The sequence below is a fragment of the Microbispora hainanensis genome, assembly GCF_006874475.1.
GTDB classification, from domain to species: Bacteria; Actinomycetota; Actinomycetes; order Streptosporangiales; family Streptosporangiaceae; genus Microbispora; species Microbispora hainanensis.
Window position 1 is genome coordinate 64603 of record NZ_VIRM01000010.1, and the last position, 15799, is coordinate 80401.

Here is a 15799-nt window from a genome sequence, read left to right on the forward strand (position 1 = left end):
CACCTCCGCGCCACACGTGCCTCCCGATCCACCTAACGTGGTGCGCATGCGGAAGTGGGTGCAGGAGATGGGTCTCGGGCTCGCCGCGATCGGGCGGCCCGCGTACATCACGCTGGGCAGGGACGAGGACCTCGGCGGTGAGCGCGACGTGGCGGCGATGCGGGCGCGCACGTGGGAGGTGCTGGACGCCGCCCGGGCGGCGGGCGTGCGGTACGTCGACGTGGCCCGGTCCTACGGCCTGGCGGAGGAGTTCCTGGCGGGCTGGCTGGCCGACCGGGGCATCCGGCCCGGGGAGATCGAGGTCGGGTCGAAGTGGGGATACGAGTACGTCGGCGGCTGGCGCATGGACGCCGGCCTCCACGAGGAGAAGGACCTGTCGGCCGCCCGGCTGCGCCGCCAGCTGGGCGAGACCCGGGAGCTGCTCGGCGACCACCTGTCGCTCTACCAGATCCACTCCGCCACCGTGGAGAGCGGGGTGCTCGACGACGAGGAGGTGCTCGGCGAGCTGCGCGCCCTGCGTGCCGGGGGCGTCGGCGTGGGCCTGTCGACCACCGGCCCCCGCCAGGCCGCGACGATCGGCAAGGCGGTCGCGACCGGGCTCTTCGACACGGTGCAGTCGACCTGGAACCTGCTGGAGCGCTCGGCGGGCGAGGCCCTGGCCCGGGCGCACGCCGCCGGGCTCACCGTGATCGTCAAGGAGGGCGTGGCCAACGGCAGGCTGACCTCCCGGGGTGCGCCGCCTGCGCTGGTGGACGCCGCACGCGAGCGCGGCGTCACCCCCGACGCGCTGGCGCTCGCCGCCGTGCTCGCCCGCCCATGGGCGGGGATCGTGCTGAGCGGCGCGGCCACGACCGCCCAGCTCGCCGAGAACCTGGCGGCGTCCGCCGTGACCTGGGACGACGAGACCGAGAAGGCGCTCGCCGGGCTGGCGGAGGACGCCGAGACCTACTGGGCCCGCCGCGCCGCCCTCCCCTGGGCCTGAGTCTCCCCCCTCCCCTATCCTGGGCCCTCCCCCGGGTCCGGCCTCAGGGGAGGAACTCGCCGTCCTTGAGCTCCAGCACGCGGTCGGCGAGACCGACGAGGCCCTCGTCGTGCGTGGCCACCAGCACCGTGACGCCCTCGCCCCGGACGAGCACCCGGAGCAGCTCCATGATCTGGCGGGCGGTCTGGGAGTCGAGCTGACCGGTCGGCTCGTCGGCCAGCAGCAGGCGGGGCCGGTTGGCCAGGGCCCTGGCGATGGCGACGCGCTGCTGCTGGCCGCCCGACAGCTCGTAGGGCCGCTGCTCGGCCTGGCCGGACAGCCCGACCAGCGACAGCAGCACCTTGACCCGCTCCTCCCGGTCCTTGGCGGGCACCCGGGCCAGCCGCAGCGGCACGCCCACGTTCTCGGCGGCCGACAGCACCGGGATCAGCCGGAACGACTGGAAGACGAACCCGACGACGTCGCGCCGCAGCCGCAACAGGCCCTCCTCGGGCAGCTCGGGCACGGACTGCCCCGCCACCCGCACCTGGCCCTCGTCGGGCCGGTCGAGGCCGCCGACCAGGTTGAGCAGCGTCGTCTTGCCCGCGCCGGAACGCCCGCGGATCGCGACCAGCTCGCCGGGGTGCGCCTCGAAGGAGACCCCTCTGAGGGCGCGCACGCCCTTGGGATAGGTCTTGCGCAGCCCCTCGACGACGACCAGCGGCTCACTCATGCGTCTCTTCCTCCGCGTCGTCCCCGGTGACCGAGGGCCACACCCCGATGTGGTCGCGTTCGAGCTCCAGGCGCACCCGGTGTTCCATCGACAGGGCGTTGATGAACTCCCTCGGCAGTTGCAGGCGCCCGGCCCGGTCCAGCACCGCGTACTCCTCGGCGACCACCCTCCCGTCGGAGGAGGTGCGGCGGAACGTCTCGCTGGAGGTGCGGCCGTCGCGGATGCCGATCGTCCGGTCGACCTGCTGCGACACCATCGGGTCGTGCGTCACGACGACGGTCGTGACGCCCAGCTCTCGGTTGGCGTGGCGCAGCACGCCGAAGACCGTCTCGGCGCTCTCGCTGTCGAGCTCCCCGGTGGGCTCGTCGGCGAGCACCACCTCGGGCGCGTTGGCCAATGCCACGGCGACGGCCACCCGCTGCTGCTCGCCGCCGGACATCTCCCCGGGCCGCCGGTCCGCGCGGCCGGCCATCCCCGTCAGCTCCAGCAGCTCGTCCGTACGCGACGACCTGGCCCGCCACGACGTGCCGCCCGCCAGCCGCATCGGGAGCATCACGTTCTCCCGCGCGGTGAGGTACGGCAGCAGGTTGCGGGAGGTCTGCTGCCAGACGAAGCCCACGACGGAACGCCGATAGCGGAGCCGGTCGCGGGGGGTCATGGACAGCAGGTCGGTGCCGGCGACCCGGGCCAGCCCCGCCGTCGGCACGTCGAGCCCCGACAGGATGTTGAGCAGCGTCGACTTGCCCGATCCCGAGGCCCCGACGACCGCCACCAGCTCGCCGCGGCCGATGAGCAGGTCGAGCCCCTGCAGCGCGACCACCTCGACCGCGGCCGCCCCCTCGGTCTTGTAGATCCGCACGAGGTTGTCGCACAGGATGTGGGCGTCCGCGCCGAACACGGGACCACCCCGCGTGGCCCGGGCCTCCAGGTCAGCCAGCGTGTCCACGTCTTCCTCCCCAATAGGCGCCCACGAGGGCGACGGCGGCGACCCCGGCGGCCAGGGCCGCGGCCACGGCGGCGGGCAGCACGGGCAGGAGCGCGCCGCCCGCCGGCGCGCCGTGCCGCCCGCCCGCGTACGCCGACAGGTCGATTCCGATCAGAGCGGGCATGGCGAGACCGGCCGCCAGCCCGGCGACGGCGGTCAGGACGAGCAGCGGGGCCGCCTCCAGGACGGTGACCAGCCCGGCCTGTCCGCGCGTGAGGCCGAGGGCGCGCAGCAGCCCGAGGTCCTCCGCCCGACGGGCCGCGCCGCCGGTCAGGGCGATCGCGACGGCCGCCAGCGCGTACGCGGCCAGCGCCGCGGCGGCGACCCGCAGCGCGGCGGTCAGCGCCCCCGTCAGCGGCGCCCCGGTGATCTCGGCGTGCGCGCCCGCCACGGTGGTCATGTGCGCGCCGGACGGCAGCAGCGGCCTGACCGCGGCGGGGTCTCCCGCGATCAGCAGCGTGTTGACCTGTGCGGGAGCCCCGGGCAGCACGATGAGGGCGCCGTCGCCGGCCGCCACCCCCGGCATCGCGTCGACGGTCCCCGCCGGGGTGACCGTCGTCCGCGCGGGCCAGCCGATCTCGAAGCTCCGCATGGCGGACAGGTCGGGCGAGACCAGCGCGCCGGTCCCCGGCCGCGGCAGGTGGAGCGGGCTGCCCGCGACCAGCCGGCGGTAGGCGTCGAGATCGACGGCGACGACCGTGGCGGGCCGCCCGCCGAAGCCCACCTCGGCGACCGTCGTCCCGACCGCGGCGGGGACGACGGCCCTGACGCCGGGCGCGTGGGCGATCTGCCGCAGCGTCTCCGGCGCGATGCCCTGCGCGCGCTCCACCCTGATCTCGGCTCCGGTCCGCTCCCACGCCGCCTGCCGCTGGGCCTCCTCCAGCCCTCCGGCGGTGGCCATGCCGTACGCCGCCAGGGCGACGGCCGGCAGCAGCGTGAGCACCGGCAGCGCGGCGCCCGGCACGGCCCGGGCGGCGGCGAGCCCGAGGAACGGCACGGCGCCGCTGCGCCGGGCGGCGGCCCGGAACGCGAGGTGGATCACGGCCGGGCCGGCGCGCAGCACCGCCAGCGCGACCGCCAGCGCCAGCAGCACGGGCGCCGGCGCGAGGAACGCATCGCCCGTGTCGAGGCCGCGGGTGCGCAGGAGGTGGACGCTCGCCACGGCGAGCACGAGCACCAGGAGCTCCAGCACGATCCTGCGGAGCGGGTTCCCGGACCGCCGGCCGCCGGACCGGCCCAGCGCGGCGGCGGCGCAGGCGATCGCGACGGTTCCCGCCGCCAGCGCGGCCGGTCCCAGCCGTGCGACCGCCGTCGGGGCGCCCGGCACGAAGCCCGCGGCCACCTGGCCCGCCGCGGCCGCCGGCACCGCCACGAGCGCGACCGCTCCCCCGCAGGTCAGCACGACCCGGGCCAGGGACGCGCCGCGGGCGCGCATCAGCAGCAGGTCGCCCCGCACCCTCCGGGCGAACAGCAGCACGGCCAGGGCCACGGTGCCCAGGCACACGACGGCCAGCCCGCTCAGGAACACCGTGATGAGCGCCCGCGTGACGGCCAGCCGGTCCAGGTACTCCCCGAGGATGCGGTCGAACCCGGTCGACAGGGCGACTTCGACGTCCTGCTTGCCCAGGCGGCGGCCGAACTCCTCCGTGGCGGCGAGCACGGCCGCCGCGTTGCCCGCGCTGAGGCGGTCCTGCGCCGGGGTGACGAGCCATCGGAAGAGGATGGGCAGCTCGACGCCCGCGAGGCTGTCGCCGTCGGTGAGCGCGGTGACGATCAGGTCGTCCTCCGTGGCGAGCGGCACGCGGTGGTGGATGACGTAGGTGAGCTCCGGCTCCAGCGCCCAGAACCGGTCGGCGGGACGCACCGGCTCGAACAGGCCGGTGACCTTCGCGGTCAGGTCGCCGATGCGGAACGTGTCGCCCGTCTTGATCGACATCTCCGTGGCGGCGACCGCGGGGACGGCCACCTCGACGCGGGTGCGGGAGCCTGGGCCCGGGGGGCCGCCCTCGACGTATCGCACGTGCCGGTCCGCCCCGGAGACCCATTTCAGCGTCAGATATCGATGCGCCTGGTCGTCGATCAGGATCGGCGAGGAGGTGGAGAAATCGTAGAGCGGGCCAGGATCGGCGACCTCGCGCAGCGCCGGGGGAAGCAGGGCGCGCCAGGCGGCGTCCGCCTCGGCCACCTGGTCCGTCGTCCGCATCGCCCTCGGGTCGAACAACTGCCGGGTGAACTGGACCGCCAGCGCGGTCGTCCCGGGCGGGGCGGCGCCGACAGCCGACCTGGCCGCCGCGTCGAGGGAGGACTCGACCATGCGGGGCAGGGCCGAGACGACCAGCGCGGCGCCGAAGACCAGCGCGGCCAGCAGCGCCGCGACGCCCTTATGCACTCCCAGCAGGCGCATCACGACGCCTCCCCCGCGCGCAGCACGGCGGCCGGCTCACGGCGGTGCAGCGACCGCGCGAGCCCCGCCACGATCGCGAGGAGCACCGCGAGGATCGCGACGGCGAGCGCCGCCACCTGCGACCACGGCACGTGGAGCAGCACCGGCAGCCCGCCTCCGGTCGCGTATCCGGCGGTCACCATCGGCGGCACCACCGCGGCGGAGACGGCCACGGCGAGCGCCACTCCCCCGGCCAGCGACAGCCCGATCACGAACGACTGCTCGGCCGCGAGCAGGCCGAGCGTCTGCCGGAATCTCACGCCGAGCGCGCCGAGCACGGCGAACTCCCCCCTGCGCTCGCGCGCCGAGACCGCCGCGTTGACCAGGAATCCCAGCACGGCGAACGCCAGCGCCGCCGCGAAGCCGAGCAGCAGCGCGCCCTGCAGACCGGCCGCCGTGGGGTCGTCCCGGTAGCCGGCGGTGAGCGCGGCCACGTCCACGATGTCCCTGCCGCGTCCCGATGCGTCCAGGGCGGCCCGCGCGGTGTCGTGCCCGTCTGTGGCCAGCCACCATTCCGTCACCTGCCTCTCGGCGCCTTTCCCCTGGAACGCCGTGAGGTCGGCGAGCAGGGCCGGGGTGCCCTCGGGCGTGCCGGGCATCGCCGTGACGACGCTCACGACCCGCACCGGGATCGCCGCCGTGCCGGCCGTGATCCTGGTGACGTCGGCCAGGCCGGGGGTCGCCACGACCGGGAGCGGCTGCCCGGCGGACCCGGCGATCCGGGAGGCCAGCGTGGCCGGCGGCAGCTCCGACAGGTCGGGGCGCAGCAGCAGCACCCGGCCCAGATCCGCCGCGTCCGCGGCGATCAGCGTGGCGTCCGCGCCGTCGGCGACGACCGTGGCGCGGTGCGCGGGCACGGCCGCCGCGACCCCCGGCAGCGTGGTGAAGGTCCGGGCGTCGTCGCCGGGGAGGGCCGGGACACGCAGGGATGCTCCGGCGACGTGCCGGGCCCGGTCCTCCTGGGCGGCGCGCCAGGTCGCGGCGGTGGTCAGCGACAGCACGCCGATCGCCGTCGCCATCGTCAGCAGCAGCGCCGGACCCGAATAGCGGGCCGGGCGCCGGCTCACCTGCCGTGCGGCCACGGCCGGCCCGAACCCGGGGCGCCACCGCGTCGCCCGCTCGGCGATCCTGGCGACGGCGGGCACCAGCCGCAGGGCGGCCATCCCGCCGACGAGCAGGGCGAGCGCCGGACCCGCCCCGACGAGCGGGTCGAGCCCGAGCTCGCCGCCGAGACGTGTCGTCTCCGCCGCGTCCTGGCCGCGCAGGCGCCAGACGGCGAGGGCCGCCAGGACCAGCAGCGCCACGTCGGCCCCGGCCCGCTGCACCAGGCCCGGACGGTCGGCGCGCCCCCGCGCCGCCTGCTCCTCGACGTACGTGCGGCGGGCGGCGAGCAGGGGCGGCGCGGCCAGCATGACGGCGCAGGCGAGCGCGACCACCGCCGCGACTGCGAACGTGCCGCCGTCGGGGGTGCGGGGCGGCTCCACTCCGGTGGCCTCGATCCAGGGGAACGCGCTCAGCAGCCGCAGGAGGACGGGCGCGAGGAACGGCGCCGCGGGCGCGCAGGGCAGCGCGATCAGCAGCGCCTCCCCCGCCGCCATGGCGGCGAGCCGCGGCGACCCGCCGCCCCTCGATCGCAGCAGGGCCGTCTCCATGCGGCGGTGCTCGGCGAGCAGCCGCGCGGTCAGCGCCAGCGCGTACGCGGCCAGCACGAGCAACTGGAGCACCGGCACCAGCATGGTCGAGCGGGCGACCAGCGCGCCGTGGTCGAGCCGCAGCAGCGTGCCGGACAGCGTCTCGGTGACGGTGCACCGGGGGCAGCCGGACCGTACGTCCGCGGAGACCGCGGCGACCGACGCCGAGACCGGCCGCAGCCGGTCGGGGGAGAGCCGGCGCAGGTCGGGCTCGGCGAGCCAGCGGGCCGAGGCGCCGGCCGCGAACCGGTCGAGGAAGGCGCCTGCCGGCACGACCAGGGGGCCGCGGGAGGTGAAGTCGGCGGTCTGCGTACCGTGGCGCAGCAGGTCCTCTCCCCTCCAGCGCGGGTCGTCGGGGTTGCGCAGCCGGAAGACGCCGGCGACGCGTACGCGGGCCGGCTTTCCGTCCAGGCGTCCGACGACGGTGAACGCGTCGCCGGTGGAGACCCCCATCGCCCGCGCGGCCGGCTCCGAGAGCGCCACGGCCGTTGCCTGGGGCGTCCCCTGCGCCGTACCCTCGGTCCCTTCCTGCGTGGGCCATCGGCCGCTCACCAGGTCGGCCTGGCCGTCCAGGCCCTCGTACGTGGCGAACCGGGTCAGGACGGGCTGACCGCCTTTCTCTCGTCCCCTCAGCGCGTAGGAGGCGGACTCGACGCGCGCGGTGACCCGTACGGGCACCTCGCCATGGGCGTGGGCGATGCCCGCGCGGACGGCCTGGTCGACCTTCGCGAAGTCCCCGGATGTGACCGAGGAGGTGACGACGGTGGCGGTGGCGGCGAGCGGCGCCGTGTCGAGCGCCCGCCGTACGCCCGCCTGGCTCGCCGACCCCGCGTGCAGCAGCAGCGCCGCGATCGCCGTGGTGGCGAGCAGGATGGAGCCGAACGCCGCCGCCAGCAGCAGGGGCTCGGCCAGCGCACGCCGGATCACCAACGGCAGCCGCCCCAGCACTGCCCTCCCCCGTTTCACCCGGGCATCATGGCAAAGCCGATCCGGGCACACCACACCGGCCCGACATACGTAGCGATTCCGATATATCCGACAGACCGTACTTGCGGGACATCCGACCCGAAGGTGTAAGTTGACCACCGCAAGCGACGGACGCGGAGGAAGCCGGTGTGAATCCGGCGCGGTCCCGCCACTGTCACCGGGGAGCGACCCTCACCCACGCCACTGCCCAGCACGGGCGGGAAGGCTGAGGGGAGCGCTGATCCGGGAGCCAGGATACTCCGGCCGTCGGACCTTCTACCGGGGGCGCGGACCCCCAGGGGGGACATGCCATGGCCCGGACAGGCCTGCGCAGACGCGCCTCACTGCCGGTTACGCGCTCCACCTGTTGACGTGGCGCCCGGCGGCGGCCTGCTCGTGGCGGGCACGACCTCCGACGCGGGAAAGAGCGTGCTGGTGGCCGGCCTGTGCCGGTGGCTGGCCCGGCGCGGCGTACGGGTCGCGCCGTTCAAAGCGCAGAACATGGCCCTCAACTCGATGGTCACCGCCGACGGCGGCGAGATCGGGCGGGCCCAGGCGATGCAGGCCGTGGCGGCCCGGGTCGAGCCCGAGGCCGCGATGAACCCCGTGCTGATCAAACCCGCGGGCGAGCGGCACTCCCATGTCGTCGTGCTCGGCCGCGCGCACGCCGACGTGGACGCCATGTCCTACCGCGACCACAAGATGCGCCTGCTCGACGTCGCCCTCGACGCGCTCGACGGCCTGCGCCACCGCTACGACGTCGTGATCTGCGAGGGGGCGGGCAGTCCCGCCGAGGTCAACCTGCGCGACCGCGACATCGCCAACATGGGCCTGGCCCGCGCCGCCGGCCTGCCGGCGCTCGTGGTCGGCGACATCGACAGGGGTGGCGTGCTCGCGCACTTCGCCGGCACCCTCGCCGTGCTCGACCGGCACGACCAGCGGCACATCGCGGGCTTCGTGGTCAACAAGTTCCGCGGCGACCTCGCGCTGCTGCGGCCGGGGCTCGACTGGCTCACGCAGGCGACCGGCCGGCCGTGCCTCGGCGTGCTGCCGTGGCGCTCGGGCCTGTGGCTCGACGTGGAGGACTCCCTCGACCTCGACAGCCGTCCCGGCCTGCTCACCGCGCCGGTGGGACGCGACGTGCTGCGCGTGGCCCTCGTGCGGCTGCCGCGCATGTCCAACGTCACCGACGCCGACGCGCTCGCCGCCGAGCCGGGGGTGAGCGTCCGCCTGGTCACCACCCCCGCCGAGCTCGCCGACGCCGACCTCGTCGTGCTGCCCGGCACCCGCGCCACCGTCGGCGACCTCGCCTGGCTGCGCGAGCGCGGCCTGGACGAGGCGCTGCGCCGCCGGGCCGCCGGCGGCCGCCCGGTGCTCGGGATCTGCGGCGGCTACCAGATGCTCGGCACGGTCATCGACGACGAGGTGGAGAGCCGGGCGGGCCGGGTGCCCGGCCTCGGGCTGCTGCCGGCCCGGACGGCGTACGCACCGGGCAAGGTGCTCGCGCTCACGGAGGGCGAGTGGCGTGGTCACGCGGTCGCGGGCTACCAAATCCATCACGGCCGGGTGACCGTCGACGGCGGCGAGCCGTTCCTCGACGGCTGCCGGGCCGGGCAGGCGTGGGGCACGACCTGGCACGGCCTGTTCGAACGCGACGGATTCCGCCGGGCCTTCCTCGCCGAGGTGGCCGCCGTCACCGGCCGGGCCTGGCTGCCGGGGACCGGCACGTTCGCCGCGCACCGGGAGGCCCGCCTCGACGCCCTGGGCGACCTGGTGGAGGAGCACCTCGACACCGAGGCCGTGTGGCGGCTCATCGAGCGCGGCGTGCCCAGCGGCCTGCCCCGGATCACGCTGCGGGAGGACCTCCCATGACGATGCCCCCGAGGATGCTGCTGCTGTCCACCGCCGACACCGAGTTGCTCGCCGCGACCCGCAGCGGGGCCGGCTGGCGGGTCGCCAACCCCGCCCGTACGGCCGCAGAGGACGTGCCCGCCCTGGTGGACGGCGTGGACGCCGTCGTCGTCCGCCTGCTGGGCGGCAGGCGCTCGTGGCCCGAGGGGCTCGACGCCGTGCTGGCGGCCGGGCGGCCCACCGTCGTGCTCGGCGGCGAGCAAACCCCGGACGCCGCGCTGATGGCCCTGTCCACCGTGCCGTCGGGGGTCGCCGCGCAGGCGCTGGCCTATCTCGCCGAGGGCGGCCCGGACAACCTGGCGGAGCTGCGCCGCTTCCTGTCCGACACGCTCCTGCTGACCGGCGAGGGCTTCACGCCGCCCCGGCCCACGCCCGAGTCCGGCGTACGACCCGGCCGCGCCCGCCGGGAGGGCCGCCCGCTGGTCGGGGTGGTCTACTACCGGGCGCACGAGCTGTCGGGCAACACGGCGTTCGTCGACGCGCTGTGCGACGCGGTCGAGGCGGCGGGCGCCGACGTGCTGCCGGTCTTCTGCGGGTCGCTGCGCGGGGCCGGTGACGCGTTGCTCGACCTGCTGCGGCCGGTGGACGCGCTGGTCGTCACCGTGCTGGCCGCGGGCGGGGCGGTCGCCGCCGCCGCGAGCGCCGGGGGCGACGAGGACGCCTGGGACGCCGGGGCGCTGGCCGCTCTCGACGTGCCGGTGCTGCAGGCGCTGTGCCTGACCACGCCCCGCGCCGTGTGGACCGGCTCCGACGCCGGGCTGTCCCCGATGGACGCCGCCATGCAGGTGGCGGTGCCCGAGTTCGACGGGCGCCTTATCACCGTGCCGTTCTCGTTCAAGGAGGACGGGCCCGACGGCGTGCCGGTCTACGTCGCCGACGCCGAGCGGTGCGCCCGAGTGGCCGCGCTCGCGGTCGCGCACGCCCGGCTGCGCCACGTGCCGAACGCGGACAAGCGCCTGGCGATCGTGCTGTCGTCCTATCCCACGCGCCATTCGCGGGTCGGCAACGCCGTCGGGCTCGACACCCCGGCCTCCGCCGTCGTGCTGCTGCGCGCCCTGCGCACGGCCGGATATGACGTGGGCGACGCACCGGACGACGGCGACGCCCTGATCCACGCCCTGATCGCGGCCGGCGGCCACGACGTGGAGTGGCTCACCGAGGAGCAGATCGAGGCGGCCCCCGCCCGCGTGCCGCTGCACGCCTACCGGGAGTGGTTCGCGGCGCTGCCCGCCGATGTGTGCGAGGCGGTGACCGCCCACTGGGGGCCGCCGCCGGGCTCCCTCTATGTGGACGGAACCGACATCGTGCTCGCGGCGCTGCGGTTCGGCAACGTCATGCTCGCGATCCAGCCGCCCCGGGGGTTCGGCGAGAACCCGGTCGCCATCTATCACGACCCCGACCTGCCGCCCAGCCACCACTACCTCGCGGCGTACTGGTGGCTGGCCCGCGGGTTCGGCGCGCACGCGGTCGTCCACCTCGGCAAACACGGCACGCTGGAGTGGCTGCCGGGCAAGGGGCTCGGGCTGTCGGCGTCGTGCGCGCCCGACGCCGCGCTCGGCGCGCTGCCGCTGGTCTACCCGTTCATCGTCAACGACCCCGGCGAGGGCACGCAGGCCAAGCGGCGGGCCCACGCCACCGTCGTCGACCACCTGATCCCGCCGATGGCCAGGGCCGACTCCTACGGCGACCTCGCCCGGCTGGAGCAGTTGCTGGACGAGCACGCCACCGTCGCCGCGCTCGACCCGGCCAAGCTGCCGGCCGTACGGGCGCGGATCTGGACGCTGATCCAGGCCGCCCAGCTCCACCACGACCTGCACGTGGACGAGCGGCCGCGGGACGCGGAGTTCGACGACTTCCTGCTGCACGTCGACGGCTACCTGTGCGAGATCAAGGACGCGCAGATCCGCGACGGCCTGCACGTGCTGGGCCAGGTCCACACCGGTGAGGCCAGGGTCAACCTCGTGCTCGCCGTGCTGCGCGCCCGCCAGGTCTGGGCCGGCGCCGCCGGGGCCCTGCCCGGCCTGCGCGAGGCCCTCGGCCTCTCCCAGGACGCCGGCACAGCCGAGGTGGACGCGTTCGAGGCCGAGGCGCGGCGGCTGGTGGAGGCCATGGAGGACCACGGCTGGGATCCCGCGGCGGCCGGCGGGGTCACGGACCACCCGGAGGCCGCCCGGGTGCTGCGCTTCGCCGCGACCGAGGTCGTGCCCCGGCTCGACCGGACGACCGACGAGGTGGCGCACGTGCTGCACGCGCTCGACGGCGGATACGTGCCCGCCGGTCCTTCCGGGTCGCCCACGCGGGGACTGGTCGGGGTGCTGCCGACCGGGCGCAACTTCTACTCCGTGGATCCCAAGGCCATCCCGTCACGGCTGGCCTGGGAGACCGGCTCGGCGCTCGCGGCCTCGCTGGTCGAGCGCTACCACGCCGACACCGGCGAACATCCGCGCACGGTCGGGCTCACGGTCTGGGGCACCAGCGCGATGCGCACCCAGGGCGACGACATCGCCGAGATCATGGCCCTGCTCGGCGTGCGCCCGGAGTGGGACGACGCCTCCCGCCGGGTCACCGGCTTCGCCGTCATGCCCGCCGAGGAGCTCGGCCGCCCCCGCGTCGACGTGATCGTGCGGATCAGCGGATTCTTCCGCGACGCGTTCCCGCACGTCGTGGCGCTGCTCGACGAGGCCGTCCGCACGGTCGCCGCGCTCGACGAGCCCGCCGGGGTCAACCCGCTGCGCGCGCACGTCCACGCCGACCTCGCCCGGCACGGCGACGAGCGCCGCGCCACCAGCCGCGTCTTCGGCTCCAAACCCGGCGCGTACGGCGCGGGCCTGCTGCCGCTCATCGACGCCCGCAACTGGCGCGACGACGCCGACCTCGCCGAGGTGTACGCGGTGTGGGGCGGCTACGCGTACGGCGCGGGCCTCGACGGCCGGGAGGCCCGCGCGGACATGGAGGCGGCGTTCCGGCGCATCGACGTGGCCGCCAAGAACCAGGACAACCGCGAGCACGACATCGCCGACTCCGACGACTACTTCCAATACCACGGCGGGATGGTGGCCATGGTCCGCCACCTGACCGGCCGGTCCCCCGCGGCGTACGTGGGCGACTCGCACGTCCCCGACGCGGTGCGCACCCGGACGCTGGGCGAGGAGACGCGCCGGGTGTTCCGGTCGCGGGTGGTCAACCCGCGCTGGATCGCGGCGATGCGGCGGCACGGCTACAAGGGCGCGTTCGAGATGGCGGCCACGGTGGACTACCTGTTCGGGTTCGACGCCACCGCCGGGGTGGTGGACGACTGGATGTACGAGTCGCTCGCCTCCTCCTACGTCTTCGACCCGCAGGTGCGGGAGTTCATGCGGGCGTCCAACCCCTGGGCGCTGCGCGGCATCGCCGAACGGCTGCTGGAGGCGGCCGACCGCGGCCTGTGGGCCGAGCCGTCGCCGGAGACCCTCGACGGGCTGCGGGCGACATACCTGGAGATGGAAGGCGACCTGGAGGCGGGCAAGTGACCGTGGGATACCCGTTCAGCGCGGTCGTCGGGCACGACGACCTCAAGCTGGCGCTGCTGCTCAACGCGGTGTCGCCCGCGATCGGCGGCGTGCTCGTGCGGGGCGAGAAGGGCACGGCGAAGTCGACCGTGGTGCGGTCGCTCGCGGCCCTGCTGCCCCGGGTGGCGGTGGTCGCGGGCTGCCGGTTCTCCTGCGACCCCGCCGCGCCCGACCCGTCGTGCCCGGACGGCCCGCACGCGAGCGGCCTGGCCCCGCACCCGCGCCCGGCCCGGCTGGTGGAACTGCCGGTGGGCGCGTCGGAGGACCGCGTGGCCGGATCGCTCGACCTGGAGCGGGCGCTGACCGAGGGCGTCAAGGCGTACGAGCCGGGCCTGCTGGCGGCGGCCCACCGAGGCGTGCTCTACGTGGACGAGGTCAACCTGCTCCACGACCACCTGGTCGACCTGCTGCTCGACGCGGCGGCGATGGGCGTGGCCCACGTGGAGCGCGAGGGCGTGTCGATCCGCCACGCGGCCCGCTTCCTGCTGGTCGGCACGATGAACCCGGAGGAGGGCGAGCTGCGCCCGCAGTTGCTCGACCGGTTCGGCCTGGCCGTCGAGGTGCGCGCCTCCCGCGACCCGGCCGAGCGGGCGGAGGTGGTGCGCCGCCGCCTCGCCTTCGACGCCGGCCCGGCCGGCTTCGCCGCCGCGTACGCCGGCAGCGAGCGCGACCTCGCCATGCGGATCGCGGCGGCGCGCGAGCGGCTGCCCGCCGTGGCGCTTCCCGACGACGCGCTGCGGAAGATCACGGCGGTGTGCGCGGCCTTCGACGTCGAGGGGATGCGGGCCGACCTCGTGATGGCGCGTACGGCCGTCGCCCTGGCCGCCTGGGAGGGCAGGGACGAGGTCACCTCCGACGACGTCCGGACGGCCGCGCGTCTCGCGCTCCCCCACCGGCGCCGCCGCGACCCGTTCGACGACCCGTTCGACAGTCCCTTCGATGGTCCGGGCGGCCAAGGACTCGACGAGGAGCGGCTGGAGCAGGCGTTGTCGGAGACTTCGTCCGAGGGCGGCGCGCCGGATAAGGGGCCGGACGACGGGCCGGACGACGGGCCGGACGACGGGCCGGATGACGGTGGGCCCTCGGGCGGGGGTGGCGAGCAGGCACCCGTAAACGAGGCGCCCGTGAATCCTGCCCCCGTGAACCCTGGGGCCCCCTACCGCACCCGGCTCCTCGCGCCGGAGGCGGCAGGCCGGGGCGGGCCCGCCGGACGGCGCGGACGCACGACCGGAGAGTCCGGGCGCACCGTAGGCGCCCGCACCCCGGACGGGCGGCTGCGCCGGCTCGACCTGGCGGCGACGCTGGCCGCCGCCGCGCCGCACCAGCGTGGGCGCGGCCGGGGCCGGGACGGTTCCGGCCTGGTGCTGCGCCGCGAGGACCTGCGCGAATCCCTGCGCGAGGGGCGCGAGTCGAACCTCGTGCTCTTCTGCGTGGACGCGAGCGGCTCGATGGCCGCGCGTTCGCGGATGCGCGCGGTGAAGGGCGCCGTGCTGTCCCTGCTGCTCGACGCCTACCAGCGCCGCGACAAGGTCGGGCTGGTGACCTTCCGGGGCGCGGAGGCGACCGTCGCGCTGCCGCCGACCTCCAGCGTCGATCTGGCCTCCGGCCGGCTGGCCCGGCTCGCCACCGGCGGGCGCACCCCGCTGGCCGCCGGGCTGCGCCGGGCCGGACGGGTGCTGGCCGCCGAGCGGCTGCGCGACCCCCGCCGCCGTCCGCTGCTCGTGGTCGTCACCGACGGGCGGCACACCTCCGGCCCCGACCCGGTCTCCGCGGCCCGGCGGCTCGCCGGGGTCGCGAGCGTCGTCGTCGACTGCGAGCACGGCCCCGTACGGCTCGGCCTGGCAGGGCGGCTCGCCGCCGCGCTCGGCGGGACCGCGATCCGGCTGGAGGAACTGGCGGCCGACCACCTGGCCGCGGTCGTGCGTGACGTCAGGAGGGTGGCGTAGATGCCGCAGGGCAGGCCGGCCGGCGTGCCGGACGACGGGCTGACCACGCGCGAGCGGCGCAACCGCCCGCTGGTCATCGTGCACACCGGGGAGATGAAGGGGAAGTCGACGGCCGCGTTCGGCCTGGCGCTGCGCGCCTGGCACCAGGGCTGGCCCGTCGGGGTGTTCCAGTTCGTCAAGAGCGCCAAGTGGCGGGTCGGCGAGGAGGCCGCGCTGCGCGCCCTCGGCCGCCTGCACGAGCAGACCGGCGAGGGCGGCCCGGTGACCTGGCACAAGATGGGCGAGGGCTGGTCGTGGATCCAGCGGCCCGGCGCCGAGGCCGACCACGCCGCCGATGCCCGCGAGGGCTGGGCGCAGATCAGGCGCGACCTCGCCGCCGAGGCCTACGGCCTGTACGTCCTGGACGAGTTCACCTATCCGATGAAGTGGGGCTGGCTCGACGTGGACGACGTCGTCGCGACCCTGCGCGCCCGGCCCGGCCGCCAGCACGTGGTGATCACCGGCAGGGACGCCGATCCGCGCCTGGTCGAGGCCGCCGACCTCGTGGTGGAGATGACCAAGATCAAGCACCCGATGGACGCGGGACAGAAGGGCCAGAGGGGCATCGAATGGTGA

9 protein-coding genes and 1 riboswitch are annotated in these 15799 nt (G+C 75.9%); of the genes, 5 read left to right on the forward strand and 4 right to left on the reverse strand.

The window, feature by feature from the left end; translation table 11 throughout:
• The first annotated feature begins 46 nt into the window (after nucleotides 1-46).
• Nucleotides 47-982 carry an aldo/keto reductase gene (locus FLX08_RS10810; protein WP_142618450.1) on the forward strand — a complete coding sequence of 312 codons (936 nt, stop codon included), beginning with the start codon at nucleotides 47-49 and terminating at the stop codon, nucleotides 980-982.
• Nucleotides 983-1025: 43 nt separating this feature from the next.
• Here FLX08_RS10810 and FLX08_RS10815 read toward each other — a convergent pair whose 3' ends face one another.
• The 4 genes from FLX08_RS10815 to FLX08_RS10830 are packed head-to-tail and all read right to left on the reverse strand — an operon-like array spanning nucleotide 1026 to nucleotide 7779.
• Entirely contained in the window at nucleotides 1026-1694 is a 669-nt protein-coding gene (locus FLX08_RS10815; RefSeq protein WP_142618452.1) for an ABC transporter ATP-binding protein, read from the reverse strand.
• On the reverse strand, nucleotides 1687-2640 hold the full coding sequence (locus FLX08_RS10820; protein WP_142618454.1) for an ABC transporter ATP-binding protein: 954 nt from the start codon (nucleotides 2638-2640) through the stop codon (nucleotides 1687-1689). The genes FLX08_RS10815 and FLX08_RS10820 overlap by 8 nt, the downstream gene beginning before the upstream one ends.
• Nucleotides 2624-5083, reverse strand: a complete 2460-nt coding sequence (locus tag FLX08_RS10825) for an FtsX-like permease family protein (RefSeq protein WP_167530354.1) — start codon at nucleotides 5081-5083, stop codon at nucleotides 2624-2626. Before FLX08_RS10825 ends, FLX08_RS10820 begins: the two co-directional genes overlap by 17 nt.
• Complete coding sequence (locus FLX08_RS10830) at nucleotides 5083-7779, reverse strand: FtsX-like permease family protein (protein WP_142618458.1); 2697 nt, start codon at nucleotides 7777-7779, stop codon at nucleotides 5083-5085. The genes FLX08_RS10825 and FLX08_RS10830 overlap by 1 nt, the downstream gene beginning before the upstream one ends.
• 137 nt (nucleotides 7780-7916) lie before the next feature.
• A riboswitch (cobalamin riboswitch) is annotated at nucleotides 7917-8040 on the forward strand.
• Between the two features lie 111 nt (nucleotides 8041-8151).
• Here FLX08_RS10830 and FLX08_RS10835 point away from each other — a divergent pair.
• Genes FLX08_RS10835 through cobO form a run of 4 tightly spaced genes read left to right on the forward strand, consistent with a single transcriptional unit; the run spans nucleotide 8152 to nucleotide 15799 of the window.
• Nucleotides 8152-9651 (forward strand): cobyric acid synthase, encoded by a 1500-nt coding sequence (locus FLX08_RS10835; RefSeq protein ID WP_244312543.1) that lies wholly within the window; start codon nucleotides 8152-8154, stop codon nucleotides 9649-9651.
• Nucleotides 9648-13199 (forward strand): cobaltochelatase subunit CobN, encoded by a 3552-nt coding sequence (gene cobN / locus FLX08_RS10840; RefSeq protein WP_244312544.1) that lies wholly within the window; start codon nucleotides 9648-9650, stop codon nucleotides 13197-13199. Before FLX08_RS10835 ends, cobN begins: the two co-directional genes overlap by 4 nt.
• Nucleotides 13196-15184 carry a putative cobaltochelatase gene (locus FLX08_RS10845; protein WP_142618462.1) on the forward strand — a complete coding sequence of 663 codons (1989 nt, stop codon included), beginning with the start codon at nucleotides 13196-13198 and terminating at the stop codon, nucleotides 15182-15184. The genes cobN and FLX08_RS10845 overlap by 4 nt, the downstream gene beginning before the upstream one ends.
• Nucleotides 15185-15799, forward strand: a complete 615-nt coding sequence (cobO, locus tag FLX08_RS10850; RefSeq protein ID WP_142618464.1) for a cob(I)yrinic acid a,c-diamide adenosyltransferase — start codon at nucleotides 15185-15187, stop codon at nucleotides 15797-15799.

Coding starts and splice junctions, on each gene's coding strand:
- FLX08_RS10810 (WP_142618450.1), top strand. CDS start 47: ATGCGGAAGTGGGTGCAGGAGATGGGTCTCGGGCTCGCCGCGATCGGG.
- FLX08_RS10815 (WP_142618452.1), bottom strand. CDS start 1,694: ATGAGTGAGCCGCTGGTCGTCGTCGAGGGGCTGCGCAAGACCTATCCC.
- FLX08_RS10825 (WP_167530354.1), bottom strand. CDS start 5,083: ATGCGCCTGCTGGGAGTGCATAAGGGCGTCGCGGCGCTGCTGGCCGCG.
- cobN (WP_244312544.1), top strand. CDS start 9,648: ATGACGATGCCCCCGAGGATGCTGCTGCTGTCCACCGCCGACACCGAG.
- cobO (WP_142618464.1), top strand. CDS start 15,185: ATGCCGCAGGGCAGGCCGGCCGGCGTGCCGGACGACGGGCTGACCACG.